The 15,305-nt window shown below is 70.4% G+C and carries 17 protein-coding genes; 6 read left to right on the top strand and 11 right to left on the bottom strand.

Features of this window, described 5'->3' with window-relative positions:
• Window positions 1-440: 440 nt before the first annotated feature.
• Entirely contained in the window at window positions 441-1,358 is a 918-nt protein-coding gene (locus HUO13_RS01430) for a hypothetical protein (RefSeq protein WP_211899710.1), read from the top strand.
• A 22-nt stretch (window positions 1,359-1,380) separates the two neighbouring features.
• Here the strand turns inward: HUO13_RS01430 and HUO13_RS01425 are convergent, their stop codons facing one another.
• Window positions 1,381-1,677 carry a hypothetical protein gene (locus HUO13_RS01425; protein WP_211899709.1) on the bottom strand — a complete coding sequence of 99 codons (297 nt, stop codon included), beginning with the start codon at window positions 1,675-1,677 and terminating at the stop codon, window positions 1,381-1,383.
• A 115-nt stretch (window positions 1,678-1,792) separates the two neighbouring features.
• On the opposite strand from HUO13_RS01425, the gene HUO13_RS01420 reads away from it, so the two are divergent.
• From HUO13_RS01420 to HUO13_RS01405, 4 genes are all read left to right on the top strand, one after another.
• Window positions 1,793-2,644, top strand: coding sequence for a helix-turn-helix domain-containing protein (locus HUO13_RS01420; RefSeq protein WP_211899708.1), 852 nt, complete (start codon window positions 1,793-1,795; stop codon window positions 2,642-2,644).
• A complete protein-coding gene (locus tag HUO13_RS01415; protein WP_211899707.1) occupies window positions 2,641-2,835 on the top strand; it encodes a DUF397 domain-containing protein in 195 nt (64 codons plus the stop codon). The genes HUO13_RS01420 and HUO13_RS01415 overlap by 4 nt, the downstream gene beginning before the upstream one ends.
• 84 nt (window positions 2,836-2,919) lie before the next feature.
• Window positions 2,920-3,606: a response regulator transcription factor gene (locus HUO13_RS01410; protein WP_211899706.1), complete on the top strand. Its 687-nt coding sequence runs from the start codon at window positions 2,920-2,922 to the stop codon at window positions 3,604-3,606.
• Complete coding sequence (locus HUO13_RS01405; protein ID WP_349253357.1) at window positions 3,603-5,141, top strand: sensor histidine kinase; 1,539 nt, start codon at window positions 3,603-3,605, stop codon at window positions 5,139-5,141. Before HUO13_RS01410 ends, HUO13_RS01405 begins: the two co-directional genes overlap by 4 nt.
• Before the next feature lie 7 nt (window positions 5,142-5,148).
• On the opposite strand, the gene HUO13_RS01400 is transcribed toward HUO13_RS01405, so the two are convergent.
• The gene (locus HUO13_RS01400; protein ID WP_211899705.1) at window positions 5,149-6,045 is read right to left on the bottom strand and encodes a LysR family transcriptional regulator; all 897 of its coding nucleotides are present in this window, start codon (window positions 6,043-6,045) and stop codon (window positions 5,149-5,151) included.
• A gap of 73 nt (window positions 6,046-6,118) precedes the next feature.
• On the opposite strand from HUO13_RS01400, the gene HUO13_RS01395 reads away from it, so the two are divergent.
• On the top strand, window positions 6,119-7,036 hold the full coding sequence (locus HUO13_RS01395; protein WP_211899704.1) for an EamA family transporter: 918 nt from the start codon (window positions 6,119-6,121) through the stop codon (window positions 7,034-7,036).
• 38 nt (window positions 7,037-7,074) lie between these two features.
• Here HUO13_RS01395 and HUO13_RS01390 read toward each other — a convergent pair whose 3' ends face one another.
• The 9 genes from HUO13_RS01390 to HUO13_RS01350 all read right to left on the bottom strand — a co-directional run bounded on the left by HUO13_RS01390 (window position 7,075) and on the right by HUO13_RS01350 (window position 15,300).
• Window positions 7,075-7,242: a DUF4236 domain-containing protein gene (locus HUO13_RS01390; protein ID WP_211899703.1), complete on the bottom strand. Its 168-nt coding sequence runs from the start codon at window positions 7,240-7,242 to the stop codon at window positions 7,075-7,077.
• 116 nt (window positions 7,243-7,358) lie between these two features.
• Complete coding sequence (locus tag HUO13_RS01385; protein WP_211899702.1) at window positions 7,359-8,465, bottom strand: ABC transporter ATP-binding protein; 1,107 nt, start codon at window positions 8,463-8,465, stop codon at window positions 7,359-7,361.
• A gap of 120 nt (window positions 8,466-8,585) precedes the next feature.
• Complete coding sequence (locus HUO13_RS01380; RefSeq protein WP_211899701.1) at window positions 8,586-9,578, bottom strand: ABC transporter ATP-binding protein; 993 nt, start codon at window positions 9,576-9,578, stop codon at window positions 8,586-8,588.
• A 17-nt stretch (window positions 9,579-9,595) separates the two neighbouring features.
• Complete coding sequence (locus HUO13_RS01375; protein ID WP_432757816.1) at window positions 9,596-10,525, bottom strand: ABC transporter permease; 930 nt, start codon at window positions 10,523-10,525, stop codon at window positions 9,596-9,598.
• 10 nt (window positions 10,526-10,535) lie between these two features.
• The gene (locus HUO13_RS01370; protein WP_211899700.1) at window positions 10,536-11,546 is read right to left on the bottom strand and encodes an ABC transporter permease; all 1,011 of its coding nucleotides are present in this window, start codon (window positions 11,544-11,546) and stop codon (window positions 10,536-10,538) included.
• A 122-nt stretch (window positions 11,547-11,668) separates the two neighbouring features.
• Entirely contained in the window at window positions 11,669-13,357 is a 1,689-nt protein-coding gene (locus HUO13_RS01365; RefSeq protein ID WP_249124381.1) for an ABC transporter substrate-binding protein, read from the bottom strand.
• Between the two features lie 182 nt (window positions 13,358-13,539).
• The gene (locus HUO13_RS01360; protein ID WP_211899699.1) at window positions 13,540-14,031 is read right to left on the bottom strand and encodes a uridine kinase family protein; all 492 of its coding nucleotides are present in this window, start codon (window positions 14,029-14,031) and stop codon (window positions 13,540-13,542) included.
• 338 nt (window positions 14,032-14,369) lie between these two features.
• Window positions 14,370-14,966, bottom strand: a complete 597-nt coding sequence (recR, locus tag HUO13_RS01355; RefSeq protein WP_211899698.1) for a recombination mediator RecR — start codon at window positions 14,964-14,966, stop codon at window positions 14,370-14,372.
• A 7-nt stretch (window positions 14,967-14,973) separates the two neighbouring features.
• Window positions 14,974-15,300 carry a YbaB/EbfC family nucleoid-associated protein gene (locus tag HUO13_RS01350; protein WP_009947001.1) on the bottom strand — a complete coding sequence of 109 codons (327 nt, stop codon included), beginning with the start codon at window positions 15,298-15,300 and terminating at the stop codon, window positions 14,974-14,976.
• Window positions 15,301-15,305: the final 5 nt, after the last annotated feature.

The following is a 15,305-nucleotide window of genomic DNA, read 5'->3' as shown; positions in this document are numbered from 1 at the left end:
CGCGTGAACAAGCTCGCGACGAACCCGCGTCCATCGGGTCTCTGGCAGGGTGCGGTGATCAGAATGCCGTGCCACGAATCGGAGACGTCCTCGCGGGCCACCGCAGTTCGGCGACCCCCTGGCCTTGCTCGGTGGTACGCCCGGCGCAAGCGGCGCACATCGTCAACCGCACCAGGCCATGACGCCACCTCTGCTCACCCTTGGCGCCTTGAATGCCGTGCTGATCGCTTCCGCGAGGCACCCCGCTGCCGGTTCGTCTCGACTCACCCGGGAAGGCAGCAGGTCACGTGAAGCGCAAAGTCCACCTCGTAGGAACCCTTCCTCCCACGATCAGCGAGCGGGAGCCACTGCAGGCGTGGTCCTGGGTCAGAAGCCGGCTCGGCGACGCCGAGCTCACCGGTTGGCCTCTCGACAAGGACCCCGACTGGTTGGTGCGCTACATGCGCAGCCTGGCCGACCGCGGATCCCTGCGCGTCGTCTCCGCTGGTGATTTCTCCAGCTACGACGCGATGCCCGACTACCGGCTGGCCGTCGGACCCCTGCCGAGCGCGGAGGACCTGCGCGATGACGCGAGACGCGAGCACGCGCGGGTGATCCTCGACGCCTACCGGCACTGGGACGGCCACGGCGCCGCCGCGCAACTCTCCCGCCCCAATCCGCTCGACACGGCTCTGCTCACTCTCGTGGGCAAGCCGGACTTCCGGCGTCCGGTGCGCCTGGTGCGCGACACAGCGGATGCGCTGCGGGTCCTCCCCCGACTGCACGAAGCCGCGAGGCGCGATATCCGGGAAGCGGTCGAACTATCCGCCGACACAGAGGTGCCGGTGGTCTGGCAGCTCGAAACCCCAGCCGTGCTGTACGCGCTCAACCTCGTTCCCGGGCCGGTGCGCAGGGCGGTCGCCCGGGTGCTCGCCCGGCAGGTCGCAGCCGCGCTGGCGGACATTCCGCCCGGAACGGCGGTCCTGCACCTCTGCTACGGCAACCTGGCCGACACCGAACTCGTCGCGCCCCGCGACACCAAGCCGGCTGTTCTCTTCCTCAACGCCCTCGGCAACAGGCTGACAAGTCTCGGGCTGCCCCTTCCCCCGGTGCACGTACCGTTCGCCTTCGGCTCGAACCCGCCGCCCACCTCGGCCAACTTCTACGCCTCGTTGGGGAACCTGCGACACCCATGGCGTCTGATCGCGGGAGTCGCCGATGAGAACGACCCCCGGGCATCGCGCCTTGCGCTGGAACTGATCGAGTCTCGGCTCGGCCGACCCGCGCACGGGGTGGCGACCGCGTGCGGCCTGGGGCGGCATTCCGAGGCCGACACCGAGAAGGCGTTGGCCCTGCTGGCCACGCTTGCCGAGATGTAGCACGGGCCTGCGGATCGCCGGATCAGAAGTCCCAGACGGTGGAGGGACGGCCCAGCCGCTCGTACTCGGCGGTGCAGTCCTCGCACTGCCGCGTGATCGAGCTGGTCCTGGGCACGTCCGGCCACGGCGTCGACGTCGGCAGCTTGAACCGGCGAGCGCACAGCACGAGGACATCGGACCCGGCGGGCAGCGCGCCCGGCCGGGTCGCCGTGCCATGACGGACGTCCTGGCCCACGGGGACGATCCAGAACACGACGTCGGAGCGGTAGGCGGTCGGGAGGACCGTGCCGCACCGGGCGCTGCCTTCATCCGCGAACATGGGAACCTCCAGGCCGATTTGCGTGTGTTACAACAATTTTCGACCTTTCGGTAACAGCGCAAAACTCCCCATCTGCGTGATCCACTGGACACGAATGCCCAGCTAGGATTGCTTCATGGGTGGAAACACCGGTAGAACTCCAAAAGCTCGCGCTCTCGGCGCGGAACTGCGCGAACTCCGGCAGTCGCACGGAGTCAGCCAACGCGAACTGGCCAGGCGGGTAACGATCTCCAATGCGTCGATGTCACGCTACGAAACCGGTGACCGGATTCCTACTCCGGAAGACGTAGCGAGCATCGTCACCGCGCTCGGAGAAGGCGGCGAACTGCGGGAGAAGCTCATCGAGATGGCCCGCGACGCCGCGCAGCCGAACTGGCTGTCCACCGGGGCGTCGACCGCGCAGAACGTCGTGACCGCGCTCATGGAGTTCGAGCGCACCGCAACGCACATCGTGGAAGTGGCACCGATGATCGTGCCGGGACTCCTCCAGTGCGCGGACTACGCACGAGCGATCATGGCCGGTGTTCCCGCAGCCGTACGGGAAACCCGGGTAGCCGTTCGATTGGGCCGCCGCGACATCCTCACTCGTCGCCGCCCGGTGGACTTCGAGGCGCTCATCGCCGAGCACGTTCTCCGTTCACCGATCGGAGGACGGGACGTCATGGCTGACCAACTGCACCACCTGGCCAAGTTCGCCGAACTCCCGAACGTCACCGTCAGAGTCATCCCCACGGCATCAGAACAGTGGAGTCTGGTGCTCGAAGGTGCGTGCATCCTGTTCACTTTCCCGAAAGCAGCACCTATCGTTCACCTGGAAAACTACAGATCAAGCACGTTCCTCTACGACGCGCCGGCCGTGACCGACTACGTCGACGCGGTGGCCTCGCTCAGGCGTGTGGCCTTGAGCCCCGACCATTCGATGGAGCTGCTGGCCGAATGTGCAGACGAGATGGAGAGAGTCGGATGACGATGCGCCCCGCAGGTTGGCGGAAGTCGAGCCGGTCGGGTCAGGAGTCCGCGTGCGTCGAGGTCGGCCGGATCGGCGAAGGCGCCGCGGTCCGTGACACCAAGGACCGGGCCGCCGGGTACTTCACCACCACCGCCCCGCAATGGTCCGCCTTCATCACCGGAGTCAAAGCCGGGCGCTTCGACCGCTGACCCGAGCGCGGCTTGGTCGCGATTTGCCGACAGGTGCGGACCGGGGCCGCCGGGCCGCACCCGGCTGGGCTAGCGTCCGACCCCATGTCGAGGGTTTTGCTGGTGGAGGACGACAACGCGCTGGCCGAGGCCCTGGCACTGGCGCTGGGCGGCCTCGGCCACGACGTGCGGGTCGCGGCGTCCGGCGAGCAGGCGCTGGGGCTGATGTCCGACGACGCGGCGACCGACGTCGTCCTGCTCGACGTCATGCTGCCCGGGATCGACGGTTTCGAGGTCTGCCGCCGCATCCGCGCGGCGAGCACGGTGCCGCTGATCCTGCTGACCGCCCGCGGCGACCCGGTCGACGTGGTCGTCGGCCTGGAGCACGGTGCCGACGACTACGTGGTCAAGCCCACCGAGCCGCGCGTCCTCGACGCCAGGATGAAAGCCGTGCTGCGGCGGTCGGCGCCCTCCTCCGCAGGTTCCAGGCCCGGTATGCGCTTCGGCCCGCTGGAGATCGACCCGTTGGCGATGACCGTCACCCGCAACGGCGACGAGCTCCAGCTCACCGCCACCGAGCTGCGCCTGCTGCTGGAGTTCGCCGACCACCCCGGGCAGGTGCTCAGCAGGCAGGTGCTGCTCAAACAGGTGTGGGACTACGGCTACGTCGGTGACTCCCGCATGGTCGACGCCGCGGTGGCCAGGCTCCGCGCGAAGATCGAGGAAGACCCCGCGCATCCTGTCCTGCTGCGCACCGTGCGAGGTCTCGGCTACCGGTGGGAGCGGCCGTGAGGCGTCCGCGCCTCGGGCTGCGGATGCGGATCGTCGTCGCCGTCATGGTGGTCACCACCACGGCGACGGTCGCGATGGCGTCCGCCGCCTACCGGCTCCAGGCCACGGGCACGACCGACCGGTTCAACGCGGCCGCGAGCGCCGGGTTCCTGTCGGACGTCAGCCAGGCGCAGGCCAGGTACCGCACGGCCGCCGAGCCGAAGGACCGGATCGGGACGGTCGCCGACTACATGATCGGCCGCAAGGGCCTGCACTGGTCGGTCGTCGACTTCATGCCCACCGCCGACGGGCCGGAGCCGGGACCGGTGTGGCTGCTGGAAGGCCCCGACTACTACTACGGTCCGCAGCTCAGGCCAGCGCACATGCACGCTTCGTCGTTGCGGTTCGAGGGTTTCCCCGAACCGGCGTTCGTCGCCACCACCACGTCGTGGGTGAACCGCACCGCCGGCCTGGTGGCGCGCGCCCGCACCGGGGGCACGACCACCGAGACGGTGCCGGTGGAGGGCGGTGGGCAGCTGCTCGCCTTCGCTTCGCGGGTCGGTCCCGATCTGGTGCTCGTGGAGTTCTACGACATGCAGCCGCTGCACAACGAGCTGTCGCAGCTGCGCAACGCGCTCGCTGTGGTGGCGCTCGGGGTTTCGGCGCTCGGCGTGGTGCTGGCGCTGCTGGCGGCGGCGAGCGTGCAGCGGCCGGTCCGCAAGGTCGCCGCCGCCGCGCACCGGATCGGCGAAGGCGCCTTCGACACCCGGCTCCCGGTGCGGGGCAGGGACGAGATCGCCGAGCTCACCAGCTCGTTCAACACGATGGCGCAGCGGCTCGGCGACTCGATCGAGGAGCTGCGGGTCAAGGATCGCCAGCAGCAGCGGTTCGTCGCCGACGTCGCCCACGACCTGCGCACCCCGACCGCCTCGCTGGTCGCGGCGGCCGACAGCCTGGAGCACCCGGACCCGGAGTCCCGTTCCCGGGCGGTCGCGCTGGTCACCACGCAGGCCCGCCGGCTGGCACGGCTGGTGGACGACCTGCTGGAGATCTCCCGCTTCGACTCCGGTGCCGCCGAGCTGCGCCCGGAGGCCGTCGACCTGCGGGAGCTGGCGCGCGAGGCGATCGAACTGGTCACGTGCGACGCCGACGTGCGGCTGGACGCCACGGCGGACGCCACACTCGTCGGTGACCCGCGCAGGCTGCACACGATCGTCTGCAACCTGCTGGCCAACGCCGTGCACCACGGTGCGGAGCCGATCGCGGTGGCGATCGACGGCACCGATCCCGGGCAGGTCGTCCTGCGCGTCGCCGACTCGGGTCCGGGCGTGCCGGAGGAGCTGACGCGGATCCTGTTCGACCGCTTCGTGCGGGGCGACCGGGCGCGCAGCGCCACCGAGGGCAGCGGCCTGGGCATGGCCATCGCCCAGCAGAACGCCCTCGTGCACGGTGGGCGGATAGCCGTGCACAACGACGGCGGCGCCGTCTTCACCCTCACCCTGCCGCGCGGCCGGTCGGTCACCGGATCGGACCCGCCCGACCCGTCGACCGCGTAGCGCCCGACTACCCCGTCACGCTCGCCGCTTCGGCCAGCAGGGCGTCGAAGACGGCCCGGACGGCGGGCCGTTCCGACGCGCCCCGCCGGGAGACCGCCTCGACGTTGCGGCCCGCGCGCACGCCCGCGAGCGGGCGCAGCACCAGGCGCGGATCGTCCACCGTGTACCTCGGCAGCAGCGCCACGCCGAACCCGTCGGCGACCAGCGCCTCGATGACGCGGAAGTCGTTGATGCGCTGCACGACCTCGGGGCGCGTGCCGGTGCGCACCGCCAGCGAGCGCAGGACGTCGTCGACCGGGAACCCGATGTCCACGCTCACCCAGGGCTCGCCGGCCAGCTCCGTCAGCTCGACCCGTTCCCGGTTCGCCAGGGGGTGGCCGCGCGGGAGGGCGACGTCGAGGGGCTCGCGCAGCAGCGGCGTGATCTCCATCCGCTCGCTGTCGAACGGCGGCGCCTGGTCGTCCCGGTGGGCCACCACGATGTCGAAGTCCGCGACCAGCGCCTGCACCTCCGGCGGGGTCATGTCGACGTCGCGGCACTCCAGCGAGACCTCGCGGATCGCCGACATCCGCCGCAGCAGTCCGGGCAGCAACAGCAGCGCGCCGGAGGGGAACAGGGCCACGCGCACGGTCCCGCGCGGCGTGGAGCGGTAGGTGTTCAGCTCGGCCTCGGCGCGGTCGAGCACCGCGAGCACCTCGTCGGCCCGGACCGCCAGCGCCCGGCCCGCGTCGGTGAGCCGCAGACCCCGCCCGGCCGGTTCGGTGAGGGTGACGCCGACCTCGGCCTGCAACGCGCGGAGCTGCTGCGACACCGCCGACGGCGTGTAGGCCAGCGCCTTCGCGACCGCGGTGACGGTGCCCCGGTCGGCGAGTTCGCGCAGCAGTCTCAGCCTCCGAACGTCCATGAAGGAATACTACAGGGATACTGCAAATTATATCGCTTGTGCTTCATAGTGAGCGGCACTCACCATCGAGTGCGTGACTGCCAGAGACCGGTTGTTGGCCCTGTTCGTCGTCCTGCTGTGGGGCGTCAACTTCATCGCTATCGACTTCGGCCTTCAGCACTTCCCGCCGCTGTTCTTCGGCGGCCTGCGCTTCGCGCTGATCGCCGTGCCCACGGTCCTGTTCGTGCCGCGGCCGAAGGTGCGGTGGCGGTGGCTGGTCGGATACGGCCTCGGCTTCGGGACCCTGCAGTTCGCGTTCCTGTTCGTCGCGATGAAGGTCGGGATGCCGACCGGGCTGGCGTCGCTGGTGCTGCAGGCTTCGGCACCGTTCACCGTGATCCTCGGCGCGCTGCTGCTGCGCGAACGGCTGAACTGGTTGCAGGGGCTGGGAATCGCGATCGCGGTGCTCGGCATGGTCGCGATCGGCTGGAACCGGGCGCAGGACGCCGCGCTGCTGCCGGTCGTGCTGACCCTGCTCGGCGCGCTGAGCTGGGCTTTCGGCAACCTGTGCAACCGCAAGGCGAACCCGGAGAACCCGCTGCACCTGGCGCTGTGGATGTCGATCGTGCCGCCGCTGCCGATGTTCGCGCTGTCGGCGTTCGTCGAGGGCCCGGTGGTGGGCTGGCAGGCGGTCGGGACGTCGTTCACCACGCAGGCCGGCCTCTACGCGCTGTGCGGGCTGGCCTACATCATCGTCTTCGCGACGGTGATCGGCTCGGGGGTGTGGACGGCGCTCATGGGCCGCAACCCGGCCAGCTCCGTCGCGCCGTTCACCCTGCTGGTGCCGGTCGTCGGGTTCACGTCGGCCTGGCTGGTGCTGAACGAGCGGCCCGACCCGTTCGAGCTGGTCGCGGGTGCCGTCGTGGTGGGCGGGGTGCTGCTCGGCAGCATCCGGCGCGGCAGGCCCGTCGAGCTCCCGGAACCGGGACCGGTGCTCACCCCGGCGAGGTGAGCGATGCGCGGGCGGCGCGCGAAGCCGCCCGCTCGCCGCTACTTCGACTGCCAGTAGCCCGGTCCCGGCGTGTCGAAGGTGTGCTTGCGGGTCTTGGCGTTCCAGGACCAGCGGCCCACCTTCAGACCCCACGACGACAGGCCGCGCTGGGTGACGTGAAACACCAGCGGGCCGATCCGGAAGCTCTTGCGCAGCTTGAAACCCATGATCCCATCGTGTCGATCGAGCCGGACCGCCGCAAACCCCTGAGCGCAGACGCACCGGGTTCGCGGCGCGGCGCGGTCGGTGACCACCTGAACAACGCCACTCAGGAAAGCACTCCTCAGCCCAGCGCCTCGGTGGTGGAGGCCGGCGAGGTGGAGCCGACGGCGATGCCGCCGAAGTCGTCCGGGGCTACGGCCTCGGCCGCCACGTCGTGCTTGGCGATCGCGCCGCTGCGGATCTCCTCGGCGTAGTGGCAGGCCACCCGGTGCCCCGGCGAGATCTCGCGCAGCATCGGACGCTCGGTGTCGCAGCGCGTCTCCTGCTTCCACGGGCAGCGGGTGTGGAAGCGGCACCCCGGCGGCGGCGCGGCAGGCGAGGGCAGGTCGCCGGAGAGCAGGATCTGCTCCCGCTGGTCCTCCACCACCGGGTCCGGCACCGGGACCGCCGACAGCAGCGCACGCGTGTAGGGGTGCAGGGGCTCGGTGTAGAGGTCGTCGGACTCCGACTCCTCCACGATCCCGCCCAGGTACATCACCCCGATCCGGTCCGCGATGTGGCGGACGACGGCGAGGTCGTGCGCGATCACCAGGTAGGTCAGGCCGAACTCGTCCTGCAGGTCCTCCAGCAGGTTGAGCACCTGCGCCTGCACCGAGACGTCGAGCGCGGACACCGGCTCGTCGGCGACCAGCAGGTCGGGTCCGACGGTCAGCGCGCGGGCGATGCCGATGCGCTGGCGCTGCCCGCCGGAGAACTCGTGCGGGTACTTGCGCAGCGACGTCGACGGCAGCCCCACCGCGCTGAGCAGCTCGCGCAGGCGCTTGGCGGTGGACTCCCGGCCCTTGTCCAGCCCGTGCGCGCGCATCCCCTCGACCAGCAGCGACTCCACCGACTGCCGCGGGTCGAGCGAGGCCAGCGGGTCCTGGAACACCATCTGCATGCGACGCCGCATCCGGCGCAGTGGTTCGCCCTTCATCGCCGACAGGTCGGTGCCGTCGAAGACCACCCGGCCGCCGGTCGGCTTCTCCAGGCGCAGCAACGCGCGCCCGAGCGTCGACTTGCCGCAGCCCGACTCGCCGACCAGGCCGTAGGTCTCGCCCTTGCGGACGCGCAGCGACACCCCGTCGACGGCGTAGACGTAGCCGACCGTGCGGTCGAGCACCACCCCGCGCTTGATCGGGAAGTGCACGGCGAGGTCGTCGACCTCCACCAGGAGCTGCTCGGTCATGCCCTCTCCCCCGGGGTCGTCGTGGTCGCCCTGCTCGCGGAAAAGCCCCTCACGACACCTCCTGCGTCTTGCGGGACACCCGCACCCGGTCGGTCCCGCGAGCAGTAGAACAAGCGTTGCTCACGACACCTCCATCGAAGACGTGTCCCGCACCGGGTTGTGGCAGCGCAGCAACCGCGCCCCGACGTCCACGCTGACCTCCGGGGTCTGCTGCTGGCAGACGTCCAGGGCGTTCGGGCAGCGGGGGCAGAACGCGCAACCCGCGTCCCACGGGATGTTGTCGCTGATCGAGCCCTTGATCGGGGTGAGCTGCTGCCCCCGGGTCGCGTCGAGCCGGGGGATCGACGACAGCAGGCCCGCCGTGTACGGGTGGCGGGGCCGGGCGAACAGCTCGTGGCGGGCCGCCCGCTCCACGACCCGGCCCGCGTAGAGCACGTTCACCTCGTCGCAGAGCCCGGCGACCACCCCCAGGTCGTGGGTGATCATGATCAGCGCGGTGTCGGTCTCGGCCACCAGCTTGGTCAGCAGGTTCAGGATCTGCGCCTGGATGGTGACGTCCAGCGCGGTGGTCGGCTCGTCGGCGATCAGCAGCCGCGGCCGGCACGCCAGCGCCATAGCGATCAGCGCCCGCTGCCGCATGCCGCCGGAGAGCTGGTGCGGGTACTCCCGCAGCCTCCGGCGCGGATCCGGGATGCCGACCTTGGCCAGCAGCTCCTCGGCCTCCGGCATGGCCTTCTTGCGGGGCAGACCGCGGTGCCGCTCGATGACCTCGGCCACCTGCACGCCGATGGAGACCACCGGGTTCAGCGAGGTCAGCGGGTCCTGGAACACCATGCTCAGGTCCCGGCCGCGCCGCTTGTCCAGCTCCTGGCGGGACAGGCCGAGCAGCTCGGTGCCGTCGAAGGTGATCGAGCCCGAGACCTCGGCGCCGATCGGCGGCAGCAGTCCCATGATCGCGAGCGAGGTGACCGACTTGCCGCACCCGGACTCGCCGACCAGGCCGACGGTGCGCCCGGGTTCGACGTCGAAGGAGATCCCGTCCACGGCGGTCACCGGCGGCTCGCCCCTGCGGGCGAAGACCACCGAGAGGTCGCGGACTTCCAGCAGCGCCATGTTCGTCCTCGAGGTCCTCAGCGTCGTCTCTTCGGGTCCAGCGCGTCCCGCAGCGACTCACCGACCAGGGTGAAGCCCAGCGCGACCAGGATGATGCAGCCGGCGGGCCAGAACGCGAGCTGCGGGTGCGAGTCGATGACGGTCTGCGCGCCGCCGAGCATCTGGCCCCACTCCGGGATCGAGTCGTCGGCGGCACCGAGGCCGAGGAACGACAGCGCGGCGGCGTCGATGATCGCGACCGCCAGCACCAGCGTGGCCTGCACGACGACCGGGCCCAGCGCGTTGGGCAGCATGTGCCGGAACACGATCGCGGTCTCCCGCACGCCCAGCGCCCGCGCGGCCAGCACGTGGTCGCTCGCGCGCTGCGCGAGCATCGTGCCGCGCAGCAGCCGTCCGAAGATCGGCACCTGCACGATGGCCACCGCCAGGATCACGGTGAACTGCGTCTGGCTGGCGAACAGCGCCCCGATCGAGACGGCCAGCAGCAGCGACGGCACCGACAGCATCACGTCGACGACCCGCATGACCACCGAGTCGATCCAGCCGCCGAACGCGCCCGCCGTGACTCCCAGGACCAGGCCGCCGCCGAGGCCGATCACCGTGGCCAGCACCGCGACCAGCAGCGTCTGCTGCGAACCGAGCAGCAGCCGGGAGAACAGGTCGCGGCCGTACTGGTCGCCGCCGAGCGGGAACCCGTCCTGCGGCGGCGGGATCGTGTTCGTCGCGCGGGAAACCTGGTGCTCCAGGATCCGCAGCGCGGGGTCGTGCGGCGCCAGCCACGGCGCGGTGATGGCCAGCACCACGAAGATGCCGATGATCGCCGCACCGACCAGGAAGACCGGGCTGCGCCGCAGCCGCCGCCAAGCCGACGCGGCGAGGCTCACCCCGGAGTCGGCCGTGCTCTCGGCGAGCTCGTCGATTCGCGCCCTGCGCGTGTTCAGCACCACGTCCGCCCCCTCACCGCGTCCGCAGCCGCGGGTCGATCATCGCGTACGAGAGGTCGACGATCAGGTTGACCAGCACGTACACCATCGCCGCGGACAGGATCACGACCTGCAGCACGGGGAAGTCCTTGCGCTGGAAGCCGACCGCGACCGCCTGCCCGATGCCGGGGATGTTGAACACCCGCTCGGTCAGCACCGCGCCCGCCAGCAGCGCGCCGGTCTGCAGGCCGATCGTGGTGACCACCGGCAGCATCGCGTTGTGCAGGATGTGCCTGGTCCTGATCACCATCGCGCTCAGGCCCTTCGCCCGCGCGGTGCGCACGTAGTCGTCGTCCATCACGTCGAGCACCGCGGCCCGGGTGATCCGGAAGATCACCGCGAACGGGATGGTCGACAGCGCGATCGCGGGCAGGATCAGGTGCACGAAGGCGTTCCACGCCGCGTCCCACTCCCGGGTGAGCAACCCGTCGAGGATGTAGAAGCCGGTCACCCGCGTCGCGTCCATACCGGTGTCCTGGCGGCCCGAGGCGGGCAGGAGGCCGAGCTCGACGGCGAAGACGAACTTGAGCAGGAACGCCAGGAAGAACACCGGAACCGCGACGCCCACCAGCGACCACGTGATGCTCAGGTTGTCCAGCCAGCTCCCCCGGCGGCGGGCCGCCAGGTAGCCCAGCGGGATGCCGACCGCGACCGCCAGCAGCAGCGCCAGGATCGACAGCTCCAGCGTCGCCGGGAAGCGCACCAGGAACACCTCCAGCGCGGGCGCACCGCGCTGGACGCCGGTGGAGGTCCCGAAGTCGCCGGTGACGGCGCGCTCCAGGAACTTCCAGTACTGCACGAAGATGGGCTGGTCCAGGCCGAGCTGCGCCTCGAGCCGCGCGCGGGACTCGGGCGTTGCCCGGTCGCCCAGCAGCGCCGACACCGGGCCGCCGGGCAGCGCCCGCAGCCAGGCGAACAGCAGGACGGACAGCACAGCGACGACCAGCACGAGCTGCGCCAGCCGTCGAACCGTATAGCGGAGCACTTCAGTCCCCCAAAGTCGGTCCGTGCGCGACGTGGGCGCTGCGCCCCCGTCCAGGCCGATGGCGCTGCCGGTCACAACCGGCAGCGCCACGACCGTGGCCGGATCGGCGCAACGCCGTCACGTCACTCGGAGAGGCTCACCGTCGCGAACTCTTCGTCCGTCAGCGGCGAGGGGACCAGGCCCTTCACCCGCTCGTTGAGCACGAGCGCGGGCGGCGAGTGCGACAACGGGACCGCGGGCAGGTACTCGGCCAGCAGCTTGCGGTTGATCTGCTGGTACATCGCCTGCCGCTTGCCCTCGTCGGGCTCGCCGTCGGCGGCGCGCAGCTCGGCGGCGAGCTGCGCGCCCCACGGTGCGCCCGCGGTGTAGAAGCGGTTCGTGGGCGTGCCGAAGAACGTGCCGATGTAGTTGTCCGGCGTGTTGTAGTCACCGGTCCAGCCGAGCATGAAGATGTCGGCGCGGGCGTTGTCGACGTCGTCGATGTAGCCGCCGTTCCACGGCTTGCTGACCGGGTTCACCGTGATGCCCACGGCGCGCAGGTCCTCGGCCAGCGCGTTGTAGATGCCCTGGGGGTCCGGCATGTAGGGCCGGGTGACCTCGGTCGGCCAGTAGAAGTTGACCGTCAGGTTCTGCTGTCCGGCCTCCGCAAGAAGCTGCTTGGCCTTCTCCGGGTCGTGCGGGTACTTCTGCACGTCCGGGGCGTAGCCCTCGACGGTGTCCGGGTAGAACTGGGTGGCGACCTCGGCGCCCTCGGGCATGTTGGCCTTGACCAGGTTGTCGCGGTCCAGCGCGTAGGCGATGGCCTGGCGCACCCGCAGGTCGTTCAGCGCCGGGTTGTTCTTCTGGGTGAAGCCCAGGTACATGACGTTGAACGGGTCGCGCACCAGCACGTTGTGCCCGGCGTCGCGCAGTGCCTGCAGGTCGGCTGCGTTGGGGAAGTCGTAGCCGTCGATGCTGCCTGCTTCCAGCTCCTGCTTGCGCGAGGTCTCGTCGGGGATGATCCGGAAGATCAGCTCGCCGATCTTGGCCTTCTCGCCCCAGTACTGGTCGTTGCGGGCCAGCTTGATGGTCTGGTTGCCCTGGTCGTAGCCGTTGAACTTGAACGGCCCGGTGCCGGTCGGATGCGCCTTGGCGTACTCGGGGTAGGAGAAGCTGTCCCCCTGCGCCTGGACGTTGTTGGCCTGGTACTGCTCCATCGCGGCCGGCGACTGCATGCTGAACGACGGAAGACCGAGCAGGTCGGGGAACTTCGACGTCGCGCGGGTCAGGTGGACCACCGCGGTCGCCGGGTCCGGCGACTCGCAGGAGGAGTACAGCGACGGCGTCTGGCCGTCGGCGAACCCACCGAAGTTCTCGATCCAGTAGTAGGAGAGCGCCTGGTTCTGGCCCGCGCCGGTCTGGTGGTACCAGCGCTCGAAGTTCTTGCAGACGGCCTCGGCGTTGAAGTCGGTGCCGTCGTGGAACTTCACGCCCTCATTGAGCTTGAACGTCCACGTCTTGCCGTCCGGTGTGGACTCCCAGCTCTTGGCGAGCTCCGGTTCGACCTCGGCGGTGCCCGGCTTGAAGCCGACCAGGCCCTCCATGATCTGCCGGGTGACGCGGAAGGTCTCGCCGTCGGATGCGTAGAAGGGGTCGAACAGGTCCGGGGCGCCCGCAGCACCGAAGGTCAGGGTGCCGCCCTCGCCGCCGGCGTTCTCGCCTCGCTGCGAAGTGGCGCAGGCCGCGAGCGTGACCGCCATGGTGCAGGCGATCCCCGCGGTCGCGACGCGCCGCCGCAATGTCCGGTGCGGCGTCGACGGAGCTTTACTCATCAAAGCACCTCGGTGTGTCTCAGGTCTCAGAGTGACGTGAGACTAACCTGGCATTTCGCGCACCGGGAGGTCTTGAGGTTACGATCCAGCTACTTAGGGTGACCTAAGCAGATCGCCGTTTTTCCCAGTGTTGTCAACGTTTTCGGCGCTCAGCGGCGTTGGCGGGACAACGGCGAAGATCGTTAACGGCGGATGTCGGCGCGGTGCTTCGCACCGTCCTCGGCGAACCAGCGGCGCTCGAACTCCTGCCAACGGAGCAGGTGCGGACGACTCCACTCGCCGTCGCGAGCGACCGCGCGCTCCAATCGCACCGCGGGATCGCCGACCTCGACCCAGACGGCGAGCGACAGCCGGTCGGCCACCGCCCGCCGGGCGGACGAAACCCCCTCGATCACCAGCACGTCGGGCACCTCGACATCGACCCACGCACCGAGGACCGGGTTCCCGCCGGGCCACTCGGTGCGCCGGTAGCGACCGGGCTCGCCGCGCCTCAACGGCTCGAGGACGCCCTCGGCCAGGCGCGGCCACCACCCGACCGGCTCGTCCCAGGTGGCGAAGTCGTCGGTCGGCACCAACGCGGTGCGAAGGCCGTCCGCGCGCAGCGCGGCCACCAGGCCGCGGGCGAACACCGACTTGCCGGAGCCGGAGGGGCCGTCGACGGCAACCACCCGCACCGCGCCGAGACGCGGCGCGGCGGCACGTATCCGGGCGGCGGTGTCGGAAGCTCCATCTGGAGCTTCCGATGGCGCCCCGCGCCGTCCGGCCGAAGGCCGCAAGCTCTTTTCAGAGTCAGGATGTGCGGGCTGATGCATCAGGCCAGAACACTCCAAAAGGACGGCCCGTCACCGGCCATTCAGCCGTCTTGGAACGGGCCGTCCTCATCACGCTTTCGCCACCGGCGGGTGCGATCGCTCCAGCGACCGCCGCCCCACCACGCCATTCGCCACCGGAATTCCGCATTCGGCCTTCGGCCGAATGGCGCGGAGCGCCATTTGAGGCACCATCTGGCGCCTCAAATGGCCCGACGCCCGGACAGGGCCCGGCCGAGCGTCAGTTCGTCGGCGAACTCCAGGTCGCCGCCCATGGGGAGGCCGGAGGCAAGGCGGGTGACGTTGAGGCCCGGGAAGTCGCGGAGCATGCGGACCAGGTAGGTGGCCGTGGCCTCGCCCTCGGTGTTGGGGTCGGTCGCGATGATCACCTCCGTGATCTCGTCACGGCCGATCCTGGTCAGCAGCTCGCGCACCCGGAGCTGGTCGGGTCCCACCCCGGAGAGCGGGTCGAGCGCGCCGCCGAGCACGTGGTAGCGGCCGCGGAACTCCCTGGTCCGCTCCACCGCCAGCACGTCCTTGGGCTCCTCCACGACGCAGACCACCGCCGGGTCGCGCCGGGCGTCCCGGCAGATGCGGCACGTCGGCTCCTCGGAGACGTTGCCGCAGATGTCGCAGAAGACCACGCCCTCCTTCACCTTCTGCAGGACCTCCTGCAGCCGGGTGACGTCCGCGGGCTCGGCCGCGAGGAGGTGGAAGGCGATCCGCTGCGCGCTCTTGGGACCGATGCCCGGCAGCCTGCCGAGCTCGTCGATCAAGTCCTGGACGGGACCCTCGTACACGTGCCGCTCACAGTCCCGGCAGGCCGAGCCCGCCCAGCCCCTGCCCGCCGCCGAGCGCGCCGGTCACCGGGCCCATCTTCTCCTGCTGCAGTTCCTGGGCGGCCCGGTTGGCGTCGCGCACCGCTGCCACCACCAGGTCGGACAGGGTGTCGGTGTCGTCGGGGTCGACCGCCTTCGGGTCGATCGCGACCGACTTGAGCTCACCGGAACCGCTGACCACCGCGGTCACCAGGCCACCGCCCGCGCTGCCGCTGACCTCGGCCTCGGCGAGCTCCTGCTGCGCGGTCATCAGCTGCTGCTGCATCTTCTGCGCCTGTTCCATGATCTGCTGCATGTTCG

This window comes from Saccharopolyspora erythraea, assembly GCF_018141105.1.
Classification (GTDB): Bacteria; Actinomycetota; Actinomycetes; order Mycobacteriales; family Pseudonocardiaceae; genus Saccharopolyspora_D; species Saccharopolyspora_D erythraea_A.
This window is presented reverse-complemented; position numbering and strand designations above follow the sequence as displayed.